The organism is Stenotrophomonas rhizophila (assembly GCF_000661955.1).
Lineage (GTDB): Bacteria > Pseudomonadota > Gammaproteobacteria > Xanthomonadales > Xanthomonadaceae > Stenotrophomonas > Stenotrophomonas rhizophila.
The window spans coordinates 3,616,785-3,635,268 of the sequence record NZ_CP007597.1 but is presented as its reverse complement, the minus strand read 5'-3'; the positions used below and the strand labels follow the sequence as shown (position 1 = coordinate 3,635,268).

14 protein-coding genes are annotated in these 18,484 nt (G+C 62.8%); all 14 read left to right on the top strand.

What is annotated here, in order from left to right:
• The first annotated feature begins 227 nt into the window (after window positions 1-227).
• The 14 genes from rplK (at window position 228) to rplW (ending at window position 18,480) form a co-directional block, all read left to right on the top strand.
• Complete coding sequence (gene rplK, locus DX03_RS15870; protein ID WP_019186116.1) at window positions 228-656, top strand: 50S ribosomal protein L11; 429 nt, start codon at window positions 228-230, stop codon at window positions 654-656.
• Between the two features lie 4 nt (window positions 657-660).
• A complete protein-coding gene (gene rplA, locus DX03_RS15865; RefSeq protein ID WP_038690311.1) occupies window positions 661-1,359 on the top strand; it encodes a 50S ribosomal protein L1 in 699 nt (232 codons plus the stop codon).
• Between the two features lie 388 nt (window positions 1,360-1,747).
• Window positions 1,748-2,287, top strand: coding sequence for a 50S ribosomal protein L10 (gene rplJ / locus DX03_RS15860; RefSeq protein WP_038690309.1), 540 nt, complete (start codon window positions 1,748-1,750; stop codon window positions 2,285-2,287).
• Window positions 2,288-2,349: 62 nt separating this feature from the next.
• On the top strand, window positions 2,350-2,718 hold the full coding sequence (gene rplL / locus DX03_RS15855) for a 50S ribosomal protein L7/L12 (RefSeq protein ID WP_038690307.1): 369 nt from the start codon (window positions 2,350-2,352) through the stop codon (window positions 2,716-2,718).
• 301 nt (window positions 2,719-3,019) lie between these two features.
• Window positions 3,020-7,174 carry a DNA-directed RNA polymerase subunit beta gene (rpoB, locus tag DX03_RS15850; protein ID WP_038690305.1) on the top strand — a complete coding sequence of 1,385 codons (4,155 nt, stop codon included), beginning with the start codon at window positions 3,020-3,022 and terminating at the stop codon, window positions 7,172-7,174.
• A gap of 89 nt (window positions 7,175-7,263) precedes the next feature.
• Complete coding sequence (rpoC, locus tag DX03_RS15845; protein ID WP_038690303.1) at window positions 7,264-11,505, top strand: DNA-directed RNA polymerase subunit beta'; 4,242 nt, start codon at window positions 7,264-7,266, stop codon at window positions 11,503-11,505.
• A gap of 376 nt (window positions 11,506-11,881) precedes the next feature.
• Window positions 11,882-12,256, top strand: coding sequence for a 30S ribosomal protein S12 (gene rpsL, locus DX03_RS15840; RefSeq protein WP_017356008.1), 375 nt, complete (start codon window positions 11,882-11,884; stop codon window positions 12,254-12,256).
• A gap of 12 nt (window positions 12,257-12,268) precedes the next feature.
• Window positions 12,269-12,736 (top strand): 30S ribosomal protein S7, encoded by a 468-nt coding sequence (gene rpsG / locus DX03_RS15835; protein WP_017356009.1) that lies wholly within the window; start codon window positions 12,269-12,271, stop codon window positions 12,734-12,736.
• A 138-nt stretch (window positions 12,737-12,874) separates the two neighbouring features.
• Window positions 12,875-15,016: an elongation factor G gene (gene fusA / locus DX03_RS15830; RefSeq protein ID WP_038690302.1), complete on the top strand. Its 2,142-nt coding sequence runs from the start codon at window positions 12,875-12,877 to the stop codon at window positions 15,014-15,016.
• A gap of 52 nt (window positions 15,017-15,068) precedes the next feature.
• Window positions 15,069-16,259 (top strand): elongation factor Tu, encoded by a 1,191-nt coding sequence (gene tuf, locus DX03_RS15825; protein ID WP_038690301.1) that lies wholly within the window; start codon window positions 15,069-15,071, stop codon window positions 16,257-16,259.
• Between the two features lie 333 nt (window positions 16,260-16,592).
• Window positions 16,593-16,904, top strand: coding sequence for a 30S ribosomal protein S10 (gene rpsJ, locus DX03_RS15820; RefSeq protein WP_010341589.1), 312 nt, complete (start codon window positions 16,593-16,595; stop codon window positions 16,902-16,904).
• Window positions 16,905-16,915: 11 nt separating this feature from the next.
• On the top strand, window positions 16,916-17,566 hold the full coding sequence (gene rplC / locus DX03_RS15815; RefSeq protein ID WP_038690298.1) for a 50S ribosomal protein L3: 651 nt from the start codon (window positions 16,916-16,918) through the stop codon (window positions 17,564-17,566).
• Window positions 17,567-17,578: 12 nt separating this feature from the next.
• Complete coding sequence (gene rplD / locus DX03_RS15810; protein ID WP_038690296.1) at window positions 17,579-18,184, top strand: 50S ribosomal protein L4; 606 nt, start codon at window positions 17,579-17,581, stop codon at window positions 18,182-18,184.
• Entirely contained in the window at window positions 18,181-18,480 is a 300-nt protein-coding gene (rplW, locus tag DX03_RS15805; protein WP_038690294.1) for a 50S ribosomal protein L23, read from the top strand. Before rplD ends, rplW begins: the two co-directional genes overlap by 4 nt.
• The last annotated feature ends 4 nt before the right edge of the window (window positions 18,481-18,484 follow it).

The window sequence follows — 18,484 nt, the reverse complement described above, 5'->3', positions numbered from 1 at the left end:
GCCGAGAAGCGGGGCAGAGCCTCGCTCTACGCTGCCGCCCTGCCGTATTCAGACAGGCGCGCCAAAACCTGATATAGTGCGCGGCTTCCTGCCAGGAAGCTGGCAAAAGCAAGGGCCGCCGCGAGGTGGCCTTCTGCGTGAATTCAAAACGCGATGCCGGGACGCGTGATTCCCGGTCCGATGGGGAGCCTGTTGTCGTAAGGCGCTAGCACCCGGAGAGCATACTCATGGCAAAGAAAGTTGTCGGTTATATCAAGCTGCAGGTGAAGGCCGGTCAGGCCAACCCCTCGCCGCCGGTCGGTCCTGCGCTGGGTCAGCGCGGCCTGAACATCATGGAATTCTGCAAGGCCTTCAATGCCGCCACGCAGAAGCTGGAGCCGGGTCTGCCGGTGCCGGTCATCATCACGGCCTACTCGGACCGTACCTTCACCTTCATCACCAAGAGCACCCCGGCCGCCGTGCTGCTCAAGAAGGCTGCTGGCATCTCCTCGGGCTCCAAGCGCCCGAACACCGAAAAGGTGGGCAAGGTGACCCGTAAGCAGCTGGAAGAAATCGCCAAGACCAAGGAAGCCGACCTGACGGCCGCCGACCTGGACGCCGCGGTGCGCACGATTGCCGGTTCTGCCCGTTCCATGGGCCTCGTGGTGGAGGGTTAAGAAGATGGCACAGACCAAGCGTGAGAAGGCCATCAAGGCCGCCGTCGTCCCGGGTAAGGCATATGCCTTCGAGGACGCGATCAAGATCCTGAAGACCGCTACCAAGGCCAAGTTCGTCGAGTCCTTCGACGTTGCTGTGCGCCTGGGCGTGGACGCCAAGAAGTCCGACCAGCAGGTGCGCGGTTCCACCGTGCTGCCGTCCGGTACCGGCAAGAGCGTGCGCGTTGCCGTCTTCGCACCGGCCGGTGCCAAGGCTGACGAAGCCCTGGCCGCTGGCGCAGAAGCCGTTGGCATGGAAGACCTGGCCGAGAAGATGCAGGCCGGCGATCTGAACTATGACGTCGTCATCGCCACCCCGGACGCCATGCGCGTCGTGGGTAAGCTGGGCACCGTGCTCGGCCCGCGCGGCCTGATGCCGAACCCGAAGGTCGGCACCGTGTCGGCCAACCCGGGCGAAGCCGTCAAGAATGCCAAGTCGGGTCAGGTGCGTTACCGCACCGACAAGGCCGGCATCATCCACTGCACCATCGGTAAGGCCGACTTCGCTGAAGACGCGTTGAAGCTGAACCTGCAGGCGCTGCTGATGGACCTGATCAAGGCCAAGCCGGCTACCTCGAAGGGCACCTACCTGCAGAAGGTATCGGTCAGCTCGACGATGGGCCCGGGCGTCACCGTCGACCAGTCGTCGCTGACCCTGAAGTAAGTGTTTCAAGCGGGGGCTGGGCGCATGTCCGGCTCCCGCGATATTTGAAGGCAATCGAAGTGGGGTCCGCCCCGTGACGATAGCCGTCAAAGACCGCAGGCGCGGTCAGTACATACCGGCGACGGGCAGGGATGCTCGCATTGGCAGGGAGTCGCCGCCGGCGCAGTACCGACCGCTTAATCGATTCCTTCGGGAATCACCCTGCGTAGATGGTGCCCTTCTGGAGTTTTTCTGGTTTACGCACGTCTGGGTTCTCCCAGGTTGGCCATCCAGGTCTAGAACGGCCCACCCTTGGAACATCAACCCGATGTTCCCGGCGTCCAGGACGGATGCCGCCCAGGACCGCACACGGCAGGAGCCGTAAGCGGAGTTCAATTGGAGGAGTGCAATGGCTCTCAATCTGTCCCAGAAGCAAGAAGTAGTCGCGGAGCTGGCAGAAGTCGCCGCCAAGGCTCACTCCTTGATCGCAGCCGAATACGCTGGCACCACGGTCTCCCAGATGACCGCGATGCGCAAGCAGGCACGCGAAACCGGCGTTTTCTTGAAAGTTGTCAAGAACACGCTGGCGGCACGTGCAGTGGAAGGTACCGACTACGCGTGCGCCAAAGACGCACTCGTCGGTCCGCTGCTGTACGCGTTCTCGCTCGAGGAGCCCGGCGCAGCCGGTCGCCTGATCAAGGATTTTGCCAAGACCAACGACAAGCTGCAGGCAAAGGTCGTGGCCATCGGCGGGGAACTGTTCCCGGCTGGCCATGTTGACGTGCTGGCCTCGCTGCCGACCCGTGATCAGGCCCTGGCCATGCTGGCCCGCGTCCTGACCGAGCCGGTCACGATGTTCGCCCGCGCCATCAAGGCCATCGGCGACAAGCAGGGTGGTGGCGAAGAAGCCGCTGCCGATGCTGCCGAACCGGCTGCCGAGACCGCCTGAGTCGACGTTTCCGTGGTTCCTGACGGAACCTCAACCCAGAAAATTATCCAAAGGTAATCAAAATGTCCCTTACCAACGAACAGATCGTCGACGCCATCGCCGAGAAGTCCCTGATGGAAGTGATGGAGCTGGTCAAGGCCATCGAAGAGAAGTTCGGCGTCTCCGCCGCTGCTCCGGTCGCCGCAGCTGCTGCTGCTGGCCCGGCTGCTGCCGTGGAAGAGCAGACCGAGTTCGACGTCATCCTGAAGTCGGCCGGCGAGAAGAAGGTCGAAGTGATTAAGGCTGTCCGCGCCATCACCGGCCTGGGCCTGAAGGAAGCCAAGGACCTGGCTGAAGCCGGCGGCATGATCAAGGAAGGCGCTTCGAAGGACGACGCTGCCAAGTTCAAGAAGGACCTGGAAGCTGCTGGCGCGACTGTCGAAGTCAAGTAAGCAGTTCCTTGCCTCGCCATCGAATCACGGCGATGCAGCCAAGGCTGGGGGCGTAAGCCCCCGGCCTTTGGTCGTTTCAACGCATTACCCGATGTAAAGCCCAACACGGGCTGCGGTCATACCCTGTAACAGCAGCGCCGCTGGCGCGCCGGCAGGGTAGTGGATGCAGACGAGTTGGCAGTTGGAAGTAGCAAGAGAAGGCGTGCTGGTGCCGGCAATACCAGCGACTTCCAACTGACAATTTTCATGTTCCCTTCGGGTCGCGCCTGTACGGCGGCCCGCACAGCCAAGGTGAGACCCCATGACGTCATATTCGTTCACCGAAAAGAAGCGTATCCGCAAGGATTTCGGCAAGCAGCGCTCGATCCTCGAAGTGCCTTTCCTGCTTGCCATCCAGGTGGATTCCTATCGCGAATTCCTGCAGGAAAACATTGATCCGGCCAAGCGCCGTGATCTGGGCCTGCACGCCGCCCTGAAGTCGGTCTTCCCGATTGCCAGCTACAGCGGCAACGCTGCCCTGGAATACGTCGGCTACAAGCTCGGCGACCCGGTCTTCGACGAGCGCGAATGCCGCCAGCGCGGCATGAGCTACGGCGCGCCGCTGCGCGTGACCGTGCGCCTGGTGATCTACGACCGCGAGTCGTCGACCAAGGCCATCAAGTACGTGAAGGAGCAGGAGGTCTACCTCGGCGAAATCCCGCTGATGACCGACAACGGCACCTTCATCGTCAACGGTACCGAGCGCGTCATCGTGTCGCAGCTGCACCGTTCGCCGGGCGTGTTCTTCGACCACGACCGTGGCAAGACCCACAGCTCGGGCAAGCTGCTGTACAGCGCCCGCATCATTCCGTACCGCGGCTCCTGGCTGGACTTCGAGTTCGACCCGAAGGACGCGCTGTTCACCCGTATCGATCGTCGCCGCAAGCTGCCGGTGTCGATCCTGCTGCGTGCGCTGGGCTACAGCAATGAAGAAATGCTGGCCGAGTTCTTCGAGATCAACACCTTCCACATCAACCCCGATGAAGGTGTGCAGCTCGAACTGGTGGCCGAGCGTCTGCGCGGCGAAACCCTGAACTTCGACCTGGCCGACGGCGACAAGGTCATCGTCGAAGCCGGCAAGCGCATCACCGCGCGCCACGTCAAGCAGCTGGAAGCCTCGGGCATCGCCGCCCTGGCCGTGCCGGACGATTACATCGTCGGCCGCATCCTGTCGCACGACGTGGTGGACGCCAACACCGGTGAACTGCTGGCCCAGGCCAACGACGAAATCACCGACGAACAGCTGCAGGCCTTCCGCAAGGCCGGCGTCGATGCCGTGGGCACCCTGTGGGTGAACGACCTGGATCGTGGCCCGTACCTGTCCAACACCCTGCGCATCGATCCGACCAAGACCCAGCTGGAAGCCCTGGTCGAAATCTACCGCATGATGCGTCCGGGCGAGCCGCCGACCAAGGATGCCGCGCAGAACCTGTTCCACAACCTGTTCTTCACCTTCGAACGCTACGACCTGTCCACGGTCGGCCGCATGAAGTTCAACCGTCGTGTCGGCCGCAAGGCTGTCACCGGCGAAGCGGTGCTGTACGACCGCAAGTACTTCGGTGAGCGCAACGACGAAGAGTCCAAGCGCCTGGTCGCCGAGCACGCCGACACCTCCGACATCCTGGAAGTGATCAAGGTCCTGACCGAGATCCGCAACGGTCGCGGCGTGGTCGATGACATCGATCACCTGGGCAACCGTCGTGTGCGTTCGGTCGGTGAAATGGCCGAGAACGTGTTCCGCGTGGGCCTGGTCCGCGTCGAGCGCGCGGTCAAGGAACGCCTGTCGATGGCCGAATCCGAAGGCCTGACCCCGCAGGAGCTGATCAACGCCAAGCCGGTCGCCGCTGCCATCAAGGAATTCTTCGGTTCCTCGCAGCTGTCCCAGTTCATGGATCAGAACAACCCGCTGTCGGAAGTCACCCACAAGCGTCGCGTCTCGGCCCTGGGCCCGGGCGGCCTGACCCGTGAGCGTGCCGGCTTCGAAGTGCGCGACGTTCATCCGACCCATTACGGCCGCGTCTGCACCATCGAAACGCCGGAAGGCCCGAACATCGGCCTGATCAACTCGCTGGCCGTGTACGCCCGCACCAACCAGTACGGCTTCCTCGAGACCCCGTACCGCAAGGTTGCTGACGGCAAGGTCTCCGACGAGATCGAGTTCCTGTCGGCCATCGAAGAGAACGAGTACGTCATCGCCCAGGCCAACGCCCTGACCGATGCCAAGAGCATGCTCACCGAGCAGTTCGTGCCGTGCCGTTTCCAGGGTGAGTCGCTGCTGAAGCCGCCGGCGGAAGTCCACTTCATGGACGTCTCGCCGATGCAGACCGTGTCGATCGCGGCCGCGCTGGTTCCGTTCCTGGAGCACGATGACGCAAACCGTGCACTGATGGGCGCCAACATGCAGCGCCAGGCCGTGCCGACCCTGCGTGCGCAGAAGCCGCTGGTGGGTACCGGTATCGAACGCGCCGTGGCCCGTGACTCCGGTGTGACCGTGAATGCCCGTCGTGGTGGCGAGATCGTGCAGATCGACGCCGGCCGCATCGTGGTCAAGGTCAACGAAGTGGAGATCACCGACGCGACCGACGCCGGCGTGGATATCTACAACCTGATCAAGTACACCCGCTCCAACCAGAACACCTGCATCAACCAGCGTCCGCTGGTGGAAGTGGGCAACGTGGTGGCGCGTGGCGACGTGCTGGCTGACGGTCCGTCCACCGACATCGGCGAACTGGCCCTGGGCCAGAACATGCTGATCGCCTTCATGCCGTGGAACGGCTACAACTTCGAAGACTCCATCCTGCTTTCCGAGCGCGTGGTGGAAGAGGATCGTTACACCACGATCCACATCGAAGAACTGACCTGCGTTGCGCGTGACACGAAGCTGGGGCCGGAGGAAATTTCCGCCGACATCCCGAACGTGTCCGAGCAGGCGCTGAACCGTCTGGACGAGTCGGGCGTGGTGTACATCGGTGCCGAAGTGCGTGCCGGCGACATCATGGTCGGCAAGGTCACCCCGAAGGGCGAAAGCCAGCTGACCCCGGAAGAGAAGCTGCTCCGCGCGATCTTCGGCGAGAAGGCCTCGGACGTGAAGGACAGCTCGCTGCGCGTGCCGCCGGGCATGGACGGCACCGTCATCGACGTGCAGGTCTTCACCCGCGACGGCATCGAGAAGGACAAGCGCGCCCGTCAGATCGAAGAGTCTGAAATCAAGCGCGTCAAGAAGGACTTCGACGACCAGTTCCGCATCCTGGAAGGCGCCATCTACGCCCGTCTGCGTTCGCAGATCGTGGGCAAGGTGGTCAACGGTGGTGCCAACCTGAAGAAGGGCGACACCGTCACCGACGCGTACCTGGATGGCCTGAAGAAGGCCGACTGGTTCGTGCTGCGCATGAAGGACGACGACGCTTCCGAAGCCATCGAACGCGCCCAGAAGCAGATCCAGGCGCACGAGAAGGAATTCGAGCGTCGCTTCGCCGACAAGCGCGGCAAGATCACCGCCGGTGACGACCTCGCCCCGGGCGTGCTGAAGATGGTCAAGGTGTTCCTGGCCGTGAAGCGTCGCATCCAGCCGGGTGACAAGATGGCCGGCCGCCACGGCAACAAGGGTGTGGTCTCCAACGTGGTGCCGGTCGAGGACATGCCGTACATGGCCTCGGGCGAAACCGTGGACATCGTGCTGAACCCGCTGGGCGTGCCGTCGCGTATGAACATCGGCCAGATCCTGGAAGTGCATCTGGGCTGGGCCGCCAAGGGCCTGGGTCGCAAGATCCAGGGCATGCTGGAAGCCCAGGCCGCGATCAGCGACCTGCGCACGTTCCTGGACGATGTCTACAACCACGACAAGACCCAGCACGCCAACCACGTCGACCTGACCCAGTTCAGCGACGAGGAGCTGCTGCGCCTGGCCGGCAACCTGACCGACGGCGTGCCGATGGCCACCCCGGTGTTCGACGGTGCCACCGAAGCCGAGATCAAGCACATGCTTGCCCTGGCCGACCTGCCGCTGAGCGGCCAGACCCAGCTGTATGACGGCCGCACCGGTGAGGCATTCGATCGCCACACCACCGTGGGCTACATGCACTACCTGAAGCTGAACCACCTGGTCGACGACAAGATGCACGCCCGTTCGACCGGCCCGTACTCGCTCGTTACCCAGCAGCCGCTGGGCGGCAAGGCGCAGTTCGGTGGCCAGCGCTTCGGTGAAATGGAAGTCTGGGCGCTGGAAGCCTACGGCGCGGCCTACACCCTGCAGGAAATGCTGACGGTGAAGTCCGATGACGTGCAGGGCCGCAACCAGATGTACAAGAACATCGTCGACGGTGAGCACGAGATGGTCGCGGGCATGCCGGAATCCTTCAACGTTCTCGTGAAGGAAATCCGCTCGCTGGCCATCAACATGGAACTGGAAGACAACTGATGGCGCAGGCGCGGCTGCCCCGGCAGCCGCGCCACCCGTTTGTTCGCTGACAGCCCATCGACAAGATTTCCTCCTTTCGGAGAAACACCATGAAAGACTTGCTGAACCTCTTCAACCAGCAGCGCCAGACGCTGGACTTCGACGCGATCAAGATCGCGCTGGCCTCGCCGGACCTGATCCGTTCGTGGTCCTTCGGCGAAGTGAAGAAGCCGGAAACCATCAACTACCGTACCTTCAAGCCGGAGCGTGACGGCCTGTTCTGCGCCGCCATCTTCGGGCCGGTCAAGGACTACGAGTGCCTGTGCGGCAAGTACAAGCGCATGAAGCACCGCGGCGTGGTCTGCGAAAAGTGCGGCACCGAAGTCACCCTGGCCAAGGTGCGCCGCGAGCGCATGGGCCACATCGACCTGGCCTCGCCGGTCGCGCACATCTGGTTCCTCAAGTCGCTGCCGTCGCGCATCGGCCTGATGCTGGACATGACCCTGCGTGACATCGAGCGCGTGCTGTACTTCGAAGCCTACGTGGTGACCGAGCCGGGCCTGACCGCCCTGGAGCGCCGCCAGCTGCTGACCGAAGAACAGTACCTGCAGGCCCGCCAGGAGCACGGCGACGACTTCGACGCCGCCATGGGCGCCGAGGCCGTGTACGAGCTGCTGCGCACCATCGACCTGCAGTCGGAAATGACCCGCCTGCGCGAGGAAATCTCCAGCACCGGTTCGGAAACCAAGCTCAAGCGCCTCACCAAGCGCATCAAGCTGGTCGAAGCCTTCCTCGAGTCGGGCAACCGTCCGGAGTGGATGGTCATGACCGTGCTGCCGGTGCTGCCGCCGGACCTGCGTCCGCTGGTGCCGCTGGACGGTGGCCGCTTCGCGACCTCCGACCTGAACGACCTGTACCGCCGCGTCATCAACCGCAACAACCGCCTGCGCCGCCTGCTCGAGCTGAACGCGCCGGACATCATCGTGCGCAATGAAAAGCGCATGCTGCAGGAATCGGTCGATGCGCTGCTGGACAACGGCCGTCGCGGCCGTGCCATCACCGGCACCAACAAGCGCCCGCTGAAGTCGCTGGCCGACATGATCAAGGGCAAGCAGGGTCGCTTCCGTCAGAACCTGCTGGGCAAGCGCGTCGACTACTCGGGCCGTTCGGTCATCGTGGTCGGTCCGTACCTGCGCCTGCACCAGTGCGGCCTGCCGAAGAAGATGGCGCTTGAGCTGTTCAAGCCGTTCGTGTTCGCCAAGCTGCAGCGTCGTGGCCTGGCCACCACCATCAAGGCCGCCAAGAAGCTGGTCGAGCGCGAAGAAGCCGAAGTCTGGGACATCCTGGAAGAGGTCATCCGCGAACATCCGGTGATGCTGAACCGTGCGCCGACCCTGCACCGTCTGGGCATCCAGGCGTTCGAGCCGGTGCTGATCGAAGGCAAGGCCATCCAGCTGCACCCGCTGGTCTGCACCGCGTTCAACGCCGACTTCGACGGTGACCAGATGGCCGTCCACGTGCCGCTCTCGCTGGAAGCCCAGCTGGAAGCGCGTGCGCTGATGATGTCCACCAACAACATCCTGTCGCCGGCCAACGGCGAGCCGATCATCGTGCCGTCGCAGGACGTCGTGCTGGGTCTGTACTACATGACCCGCTCGCTGGAAAACAAGAAGGGCGAGGGCATGGCCTTCGCCAACATCGCCGAAGTCAAGCGCGCCTACGACAACCGCGTGGTGGAACTGCACGCACGCGTCAAGGTCCGCATCACCGAAGTGGTGACCGACGAAGACGGCAACAAGCAGAACAAGACCTCGATCGTGGACACCACGATCGGTCGCGCCCTGCTGGCTGAAATCCTGCCGGAAGGCCTGCCGTTCGCGCTGGCCAACACCGAGCTGACCAAGAAGAACATCAGCCGCCTGATCAACTCCAGCTACCGCCAGCTGGGCTTGAAGGACACGGTCGTGTTCGCCGACAAGCTGATGTACACCGGCTTTGCCTACGCAACCCGCGCCGGCGTGTCGATCGGTATCGATGACATGCTGATCCCGGACGAGAAGAAGGGCATCCTCACCGAGGCCGAAGCCGAAGTGCTGGAAATCCAGGAGCAGTACCAGTCGGGTCTGGTCACCGCCGGCGAGCGCTACAACAAGGTGGTCGACATCTGGTCGCGCACCAATGAGCGCATCGCCAAGGCGATGATGGACACCATCGGTACCGAGAAGGTCATCAATGCCAAGGGCGAGACCATCGACCAGAAGTCGATGAACTCCCTGTACATCATGGCCGACTCCGGTGCGCGTGGTTCGCAGGCACAGATCCGCCAGCTGGCCGGTATGCGCGGCCTGATGGCGCGTCCGGATGGCTCGATCATCGAAACGCCCATCAAGGCGAACTTCCGTGAAGGCCTGAACGTACAGGAATACTTCAACTCCACCCACGGTGCCCGTAAGGGTCTGGCCGATACCGCGCTGAAGACCGCCAACTCGGGTTACCTGACCCGTCGTCTGGTGGACGTCGCGCAGGACGTGGTCATCACCGAAGTGGATTGCGGTACCACTGAAGGCCTGACCATGACCCCGATCGTGGAAGGCGGCGACGTCGTGGAGCCGTTGAAGGACCGCGTGCTGGGTCGTGTCGTGGCCGAGGACGTGTTCCTGCCGGGCAATGACGAAGATCCGATCGTGACCCGCAACACGCTGCTGGACGAAGCGTGGGTGGCCAAGCTTGAAGATGCCAGCGTGCAGTCGGTGAAGGTCCGTTCGACCATCTCCTGCGCCTCGGCCTTCGGCGTGTGCGCCCATTGCTACGGCCGCGATCTGGCCCGTGGCCACATCGTCAACATCGGCGAAGCGGTCGGCGTCATCGCCGCCCAGTCGATCGGTGAGCCGGGTACCCAGCTGACCATGCGTACGTTCCACATCGGTGGTGCGGCATCGCGTGCGGCTGCCGTGGACAACATCACGGTCAAGACCACCGGTTCGGTCAAGTTCAACAACCTCAAGTCGGTGGCGCATGCCAGCGGTTCGCTGGTTGCGGTCTCGCGCTCGGGTGAAATCTCGGTGCTCGATGCCCACGGTCGTGAGCGTGAGCGCTACAAGCTGCCCTACGGTGCCACCATCACCTCCAAGGACGCCGACTCGGTCAAGGCTGGCCAGACCGTCGCCAATTGGGACCCGCATAACCACCCGATCGTGTCCGAAGTGGCGGGTTTCATCCGCTTCATCGACTTCATCGACGGCGTCACCGTCATCGAGAAGACCGACGAACTGACCGGCCTGGCGTCGCGTGAAATCACCGACCCGAAGCGTCGTGGCTCGCAGGCCAAGGACCTCCGTCCGATCGTGCGTATCGTGGATGCCAAGGGCAATGACCTGACCATCCCGAACACCGATCTGCCGGCCCAGTACCTGCTGCCGCCGCGCTCCATCGTCAACCTGCAGGACGGTGCCGCCGTCGGCGTGGGTGACGTGGTCGCCAAGATCCCGCAGGAAGCGTCCAAGACCCGCGACATCACCGGTGGTCTGCCGCGCGTGGCCGACTTGTTCGAAGCGCGCAAGCCGAAGGATCCGGCGATCCTGGCCGAGCGTTCGGGCATCATCAGCTTCGGTAAGGACACCAAGGGCAAGCAGCGCCTGATCATCAAGGACACCGATGGTTCGGAACACGAAGAGCTGATCCCGAAGTACCGTCAGGTGATCGTGTTCGAAGGCGAACACGTGACCAAGGGCGAAACCATCGTGGACGGCGAGCCGAGCCCGCAGGACATCCTGCGTCTGCTGGGTGTCGAGCCGCTGGCGGCCTACCTGGTCAAGGAAATCCAGGACGTGTACCGCCTGCAGGGCGTGAAGATCAACGACAAGCACATTGAAGTGATCACCCGCCAGATGCTGCGCAAGGTCGAAATCACCGACCAGGGCAGCAGCAAGTTCCTGAATGGCGAGCAGGCCGAGCGCCAGCGCGTCATCGAGGAAAATGCACGCCTGACCACCCGCAACGAGCTGATTGCCCGTTTCGATCCGGTCCTGCTGGGTATCACCAAGGCGTCGCTGGCCACCGAATCGTTCATCTCGGCTGCTTCCTTCCAGGAAACCACCCGCGTGTTGACCGAGGCGGCCGTCCGCGGCACCAAGGACAACCTGCGCGGTCTGAAGGAAAACGTCATCGTCGGCCGTCTGATCCCGGCCGGTACCGGTCTGTCGTACCACGCCAACCGCCGCCGCAACGCGAGCGGGCTGACCGATTCGGAAATGCAGACCCTGGCCGGCACCCCGGTCGCGGCCGCACCGGTCGCCGTGGCTGCCCCGGAAGTGGCGGTCGAATCGACCGACGCCGAGCAGGCTGACGAGTGATGAACGGGTCCGGCCCCTGGCCGGACCAAAAGGTAGGACCCGGCCGTTGGCCGGGTCATCGAAAGGGTAGGGCCCCGGCCATTGGCCGCCGGACCCCGCCACTCGGACGCCACCGGCCACTGGCCGGATGGCTGCCGATGAGGTAGGATGCCGGCCCGGTCTCTCAAAGGACCGGGTTGACAACCTGAACGGGGGGCATGGAGAAGGCTCCCCTGTAACGGCCCGGGATCAGGGCTGGCTTGGCGCGTGCGCATTTGACTGCGTTTTCGCCAGGTTGCTACAATCGTCTGTCTCAGCAGGCCGGTTTCTTGCCTGCTCGCACATATCCGCATTCATGGCCGGTTTTTTCACTGGCCTCTCTCAGAAGAACATACTGATGGCGACGATCAATCAGCTTGTCCGCAAGCCGCGGCAGGCAACCACTTATAAGAGTGCCTCCCCGGCCCTCGATAAGTGCCCCCAGCGCCGTGGCGTCTGCACGCGCGTGTACACCACCACTCCGAAGAAGCCGAACTCGGCGCTTCGCAAGGTTGCCAAGGTTCGCCTGACCAACCAGGAAGAAGTGATTAGCTACATCGGCGGCGAAGGCCACAACCTGCAGGAACACTCCGTGGTCCTGATCCGTGGCGGTCGCGTCAAGGATCTGCCAGGTGTGCGTTACCACACCGTGCGTGGCTCGCTGGACGCCTCCGGCGTTGCCAAGCGTCGCCAGGGCCGTTCCAAGTACGGCGCCAAGCGTCCGAAGAGCTAAGGGAAAGTACACATGTCTCGTAAAGGTAATACGCCGCAGCGCTCTGTCCTGCCGGATCCGAAGCACGGAAGTGAAACCATCGCTCGTTTCATCAATATGGTGATGCTGAGCGGCAAGAAGTCGGTCGCTGAAAAGATCGTCTACGGTGCCATGGACGTGATCGGCGAAAAGAACCCGAACTCCGTCGAGCTGGTGCAGAAGGCTCTGGACAACGTGGCTCCGTCGGTCGAAGTCAAGTCCCGTCGCGTCGGTGGTGCCACCTATCAGGTGCCCGTCGAAGTGCGTTCGTCGCGCAAGATGGCCCTGGCCATGCGTTGGCTGATCGACTCGGCCCGTAAGCGTGGTGAAAACACCATGCCGAAGAAGCTGGCTGCCGAACTGCTGGACGCCTCGGAAAACCGTGGCGGCGCCATCAAGAAGCGCGAAGAAACCCACCGCATGGCCGAAGCCAACAAGGCATTCGCCCACTACCGCTGGTGAGTTTGACGGCCTTGCAAAACAGGCAGAGCGGCACTACGTATTAGTGCCGCTTCGCGGCACCTGGGGTGCCGCGCCAATCCGAAGGCCGCCGAAAGGCGGCGTTCGGCCATCCGAATTCCAAGAAATTGAGAGGCTCCCGTGGCCCGCACCACTCCCATCGAGCGTTACCGTAACTTCGGCATCATGGCTCACATCGATGCCGGCAAGACCACCACGTCCGAGCGCATCCTGTTCTACACCGGCAAGAGCCACAAGATCGGTGAAGTGCACGACGGCGCTGCCACCATGGACTGGATGGAGCAGGAGCAGGAGCGTGGCATCACGATCCAGTCCGCTGCGACCACTGCGTTCTGGAAGGGCATGGACAAGTCCCTGCCGGAGCATCGCTTCAACATCATCGACACCCCCGGACACGTCGACTTCACCATCGAAGTAGAGCGCTCGCTGCGCGTGCTCGACGGTGCGGTGTTCGTGCTGTGCGCCGTCGGTGGCGTGCAGCCGCAGTCCGAAACCGTGTGGCGCCAGGCCAACCGGTACAAGGTGCCGCGCATTGCCTTCGTCAACAAGATGGACCGCACCGGTGCCAACTTCACCAAGGTCGTTGGCCAGCTGAAGGCCAAGCTCGGCGCCACCGCCGTGCCGATGCAGCTGCCGATCGGCGCTGAAGACGGCTTCAAGGGCGTGGTCGACCTGATCAAGATGAAGGCCATCCATTGGGATGAAGCCTCGCAGGGCATGAAGTTCGAGTACCTGGAAATCCCGGCCGACATGCAGGCGGAGGCCGACGAGGCCCGCACCTACATGATCGAAGCCGCGGCTGAAGCCAGCGAAGAGCTGATGGAAAAGTACCTGGGCGGCGAAGAGCTGACCGAGGCCGAGATCGTCGAAGCCCTGCGCGTGCGCACCCTGGCGACCGACATCGTGCCGATGTACTGCGGTTCTGCGTTCAAGAACAAGGGCGTGCAGGCCATGCTGGACGGCGTGGTGCAGCTGCTGCCGTCGCCGATCGACGTGCCGGACGTGACCGGTACCGACGTCGACGATGAAACCGTTGCGCTGAGCCGCAAGTCCGACGACAAGGCCCCGTTCTCGGCCCTGGCGTTCAAGATCATCACCGACCCGTTCGTGGGCGCGCTGACCTTCTTCCGTGTCTATTCGGGCACGCTGAACGCTGGCGACCAGCTGCTGAACTCGGTTAAGGGCAAGAAGGAGCGCATCGGCCGCATCCTGCAGATGCACTCCAACGATCGTGAAGAAATCAAGGAAGTGCTGGCCGGTGACATCGCCGCGGCCGTGGGCCTGAAGGACACGACCACCGGTGACACCCTGTGCTCGCAGGACCACCCGATCATCCTGGAGCGCATGGTGTTCCCGGAGCCGGTCATCTCGATGGCCGTCGAACCGAAGACCAAGTCCGATCAGGAAAAGATGGGTCTGGCGCTGGGCCGTCTGGCTCAGGAAGATCCGTCGTTCCGCGTCAAGACCGACGAAGAATCCGGCCAGACCATCATCTCGGGCATGGGCGAGCTGCACCTGGACATCATCGTGGATCGCATGAAGCGCGAGTTCAACGTTGAAGCCAACGTCGGCAAGCCGCAGGTTGCGTACCGCGAAACCATCCAGATGGCCGACGTCAAGTCGGACTACAAGCACGCCAAGCAGTCCGGTGGTAAGGGTCAGTACGGTCACGTCGTGATCGAGCTGTCGCCGATCACCGCTGAAGACCGTGCCGATCCGAAGATTGCCCCGGCGATCAAGGATGACTTCCTGTTCATCAACGACATCACCGGTGGCGTGATTCCGAAGGAATTCATTCCGTCGATCGAAAAGGGCCTGCGCGAAACCATCACCAGCGGTCCGCTGGCGGGCTTCCCGGTCGTGGACGTCAAGGTGAAGCTGGTGTTCGGCTCGTACCATGACGTCGACTCCTCGGAAATGGCGTTCAAGCTCGCGTCCTCGATGGCCTTCAAGCAGGGCTTCCAGAAGGCCAAGCCGGTCCTGCTGGAGCCGATCATGAAGGTCGAGATCGTGACCCCGGAGGATTACCAGGGTGACGTGATGGGCGACGTCAGCCGTCGTCGTGGCGTGCTGCAGGGTTCGAGCACCACCGGTGACGGTTCGGCGAGCATCATCAACGCGATGATCCCGCTGGGCGAAATGTTCGGTTACGCCACCTCGCTGCGTTCGCAGACCCAGGGTCGCGCAACGTTCACGATGGAATTCGACCACTACGAGCCGGCGCCGAACAACATCGCCGAATCCGTGATCAAGAAGGCCTGAGCGTAAGCTCAGGTCTCAACCTCTTTCTTTCTGACATTCAAGGGCTACAACAATGGCAAAGGGTAAGTTCGAGCGCACCAAGCCGCACGTCAACGTCGGCACCATCGGTCACGTCGATCACGGCAAGACCACGCTGACCGCCGCACTGACCAAGATCGGTGCCGAGCGCTTCGGTGGCGAGTTCAAGGATTACTCCTCGATCGACGCCGCGCCGGAAGAAAAGGCACGTGGCATCACGATCTCGACCGCACACGTCGAGTACGAATCCACCGAGCGTCATTACGCCCACGTGGATTGCCCGGGCCATGCTGACTACGTCAAGAACATGATCACCGGTGCCGCCCAGATGGACGGCGCGATCCTGGTCTGCTCCGCTGCTGACGGCCCGATGCCGCAGACCCGCGAGCACATCCTGCTGTCGCGCCAGGTCGGCGTGCCGTACATCGTCGTGTTCCTGAACAAGGCCGACATGGTGGACGACGCCGAGCTGCTGGAACTGGTCGAAATGGAAGTCCGCGAGCTGCTGAGCAAGTACGACTTCCCGGGCGACGACACCCCGATCATTGCGGGTTCGGCCCGTCTGGCGCTGGAAGGCGACCAGAGCGATATCGGCGTGCCGGCCGTGATCAAGCTGGTCGAAGCTCTCGACAGCTGGATCCCGACCCCGGAGCGTGACATCGACAAGCCGTTCCTGATGCCGGTGGAAGACGTGTTCTCGATCTCGGGCCGCGGCACCGTGGTGACCGGTCGTATCGAGCGCGGCGTGATCAAGGTCGGCGAAGAAATCGAAATCGTCGGTATCCGTCCGGTCCAGAAGACCACCGTCACCGGCGTGGAAATGTTCCGCAAGCTGCTCGACCAGGGTCAGGCAGGCGACAACGCCGGTCTGCTGCTGCGCGGCACCAAGCGTGACGACGTCGAGCGTGGCCAGGTCCTGGCCAAGCCGGGTTCGATCAAGCCGCACACCCAGTTCGACGCCGAAGTGTACGTGCTGTCGAAGGATGAGGGCGGCCGTCACACCCCGTTCTTCAAGGGCTACCGTCCGCAGTTCTACTTCCGTACCACCGACATCACCGGCGCTTGCGAACTGCCGGAAGGTGTGGAAATGGTGATGCCGGGCGACAACGTGAAGATGGTTGTCACCCTGATCAACCCGGTCGCCATGGACGAAGGTCTGCGCTTCGCGATTCGCGAAGGCGGCCGTACCGTCGGCGCCGGCGTGGTCTCCAAGATCCTGGCGTAATCTGCTAGAATCTTCGCCCCGATGTTGCCTGGGTAGGGCATCGGGGCGGAACTAAATGGGAAAAGAGGCGCAGGACGCACCTCGTGTTCCCCGGACCAGGAAGGGTCGCGCCATTCAGGCAGTGTCAACAGGTCCCCTGTTGACCGCCGCGTTGTATGCGCGCTATACTTTTTGTCTGGGCAGATCGGGAGACCGGTCTGCCTCGATTTTTGAGGTCTACGGAAAGATCTTGTCGCCGCACGGGAATGTGCGGCGTCTGCATTCAGGATATTCATGGGACAAGGCAACCCAGAGGCCTTGTCCGTCGCTCTTTTAACGAAGGAACCCACCGTCATGGCGGACCAAAAGATCCGGATTCGGCTGAAGGCGTTCGATCATCGTTTGATCGACCGTTCGGCCAGCGAGATCGTAGAAACGGCAAAGCGGACCGGCGCGCAAGTGCGTGGCCCGATCCCCCTGCCGACCAAGATCGAGCGTTACACCATTCTCGTTTCCCCGCACGTCGACAAAGACGCGCGTGACCAGTACGAGACCCGCACGCATAAGCGCGTGCTCGATATCGTTGACCCGAACGACAAGACCGTGGACGCGCTGATGAAGCTCGAACTGGCTGCCGGCGTCGACGTTCAGATCAAGCTGACCTGAGGACTACGACCATGACGAAGAAATATTCGTTGGGCTTCGTGGGCCGCAAGGCTGGCATGAGCCGCGTGTTCACCGAAGATGGCCAGGCCATCCCGGTAACCCTGATTGAAGCTACCCCGAACCGCATCGCGCAGATCAAGACCGTCGAAGCTGACGGCTACAGCGCCGTGCAGGTGACCGTCGGCGCGCGTCGCGCTGCCCTGGTCAACAAGCCGGAAGCCGGTCACTTCGCCAAGGCGAAGGTCGACGCGGGCCGTGGCCTGTGGGAATTCCGCGTTGAAGACGCCCAGCTCGGCGATTTCGCCGTCGGTGGCGAAGTCAAGGCGGACATCTTTGAAGTCGGCCAGATCGTCGACGTCCAGGGTGTCACCAAGGGTAAGGGCTTCCAGGGCACCATCAAGCGCTACAACTTCCGTATGGGTGACGCTACCCACGGCAACTCGCTGTCGCATCGCGCGCCGGGTTCGCTGGGTCAGCGCCAGACGCCAGGTCGCGTGTTCCCGGGCAAGAAGATGTCCGGTCACATGGGCTCGGTGCAGCAGAGCACCCAGAACCTGGAAGTTGTCAAGGTCGACGTCGAGCGCGGTCTGATCGCGGTTCGCGGCGCCGTTCCTGGCGCGGCGGGTGGCGACGTGATCGTCCGTCCGGCGAGCAAGGCATAAGGAGAGATGACGATGGAACTCGTTATCACGGGTAGCAACAACAAGGTCTCGGTCTCCGACGCCGTGTTCGGTCGCGATTTCAGCGAAGATCTGGTTCACCAGGTCGTCGTCGCCTATCGCAACGCCGGCCGCGCCGGCACCAAGGCACAGAAGACTCGCTCTGAAGTGGCTGGTACCACCAAGAAGTCGAAGAAGCAGAAGGGCGGCGGCGCGCGTCATGGCGCACTGACGGCTCCGATCTTCGTCGGCGGCGGTGTCACCTTCGCGGCCAAGCCGCGCAGCTTCGAGCAGAAGGTCAACCGTAAGCAGTACCGTGCAGCCATGTGCGCGATCCTGTCCGAGCTGAACCGTCAGGGCCGTCTGACCATCGTGGAGTCCTTCGATGTCGAAGCGACCAACACGAAGGCTCTGATCGCCAAGCTGGCCGGCCTGGAAGTGGGCAAGCGTCCGCTGATCGTCACCGAAGATGCTTCCGAGCACCTGTACCTGTCGGCGCGCAACATTCCCTACGTGGAAGTGCGTGACGTGCAGGGCCTGGACCCGGTGTCGCTGGTCGGTGCCGACACGGTCGTCATCACCGCTGACGCGGTCAAGAAGGTCGAGGAGTGGCTGGCATGAGCGCCAACGAGAAAATCTTCAGCGTTCTTCGCGCTCCGCGAGTCTCCGAAAAGACCGCGCGCCTGCAGGAACATTCCAACCAGTATGTCTTTGAAGTGTCGAACGAAGCGACCAAGGCCGATGTAAAGGCCGCGGTTGAGCAGCTGTTCGATGTCAAGGTCGAGTCGGTCAACGTGCTGAACGTGAAGGGCAAGAACAAGTCCTTCCGTAACCGCACCGGCCGTCGCGGCGATTGGCGCAAGGCATACGTGCGTCTCGCCGATGGCCAGTCCATCGATGTAACGGCCAAGGCCTGAGGTA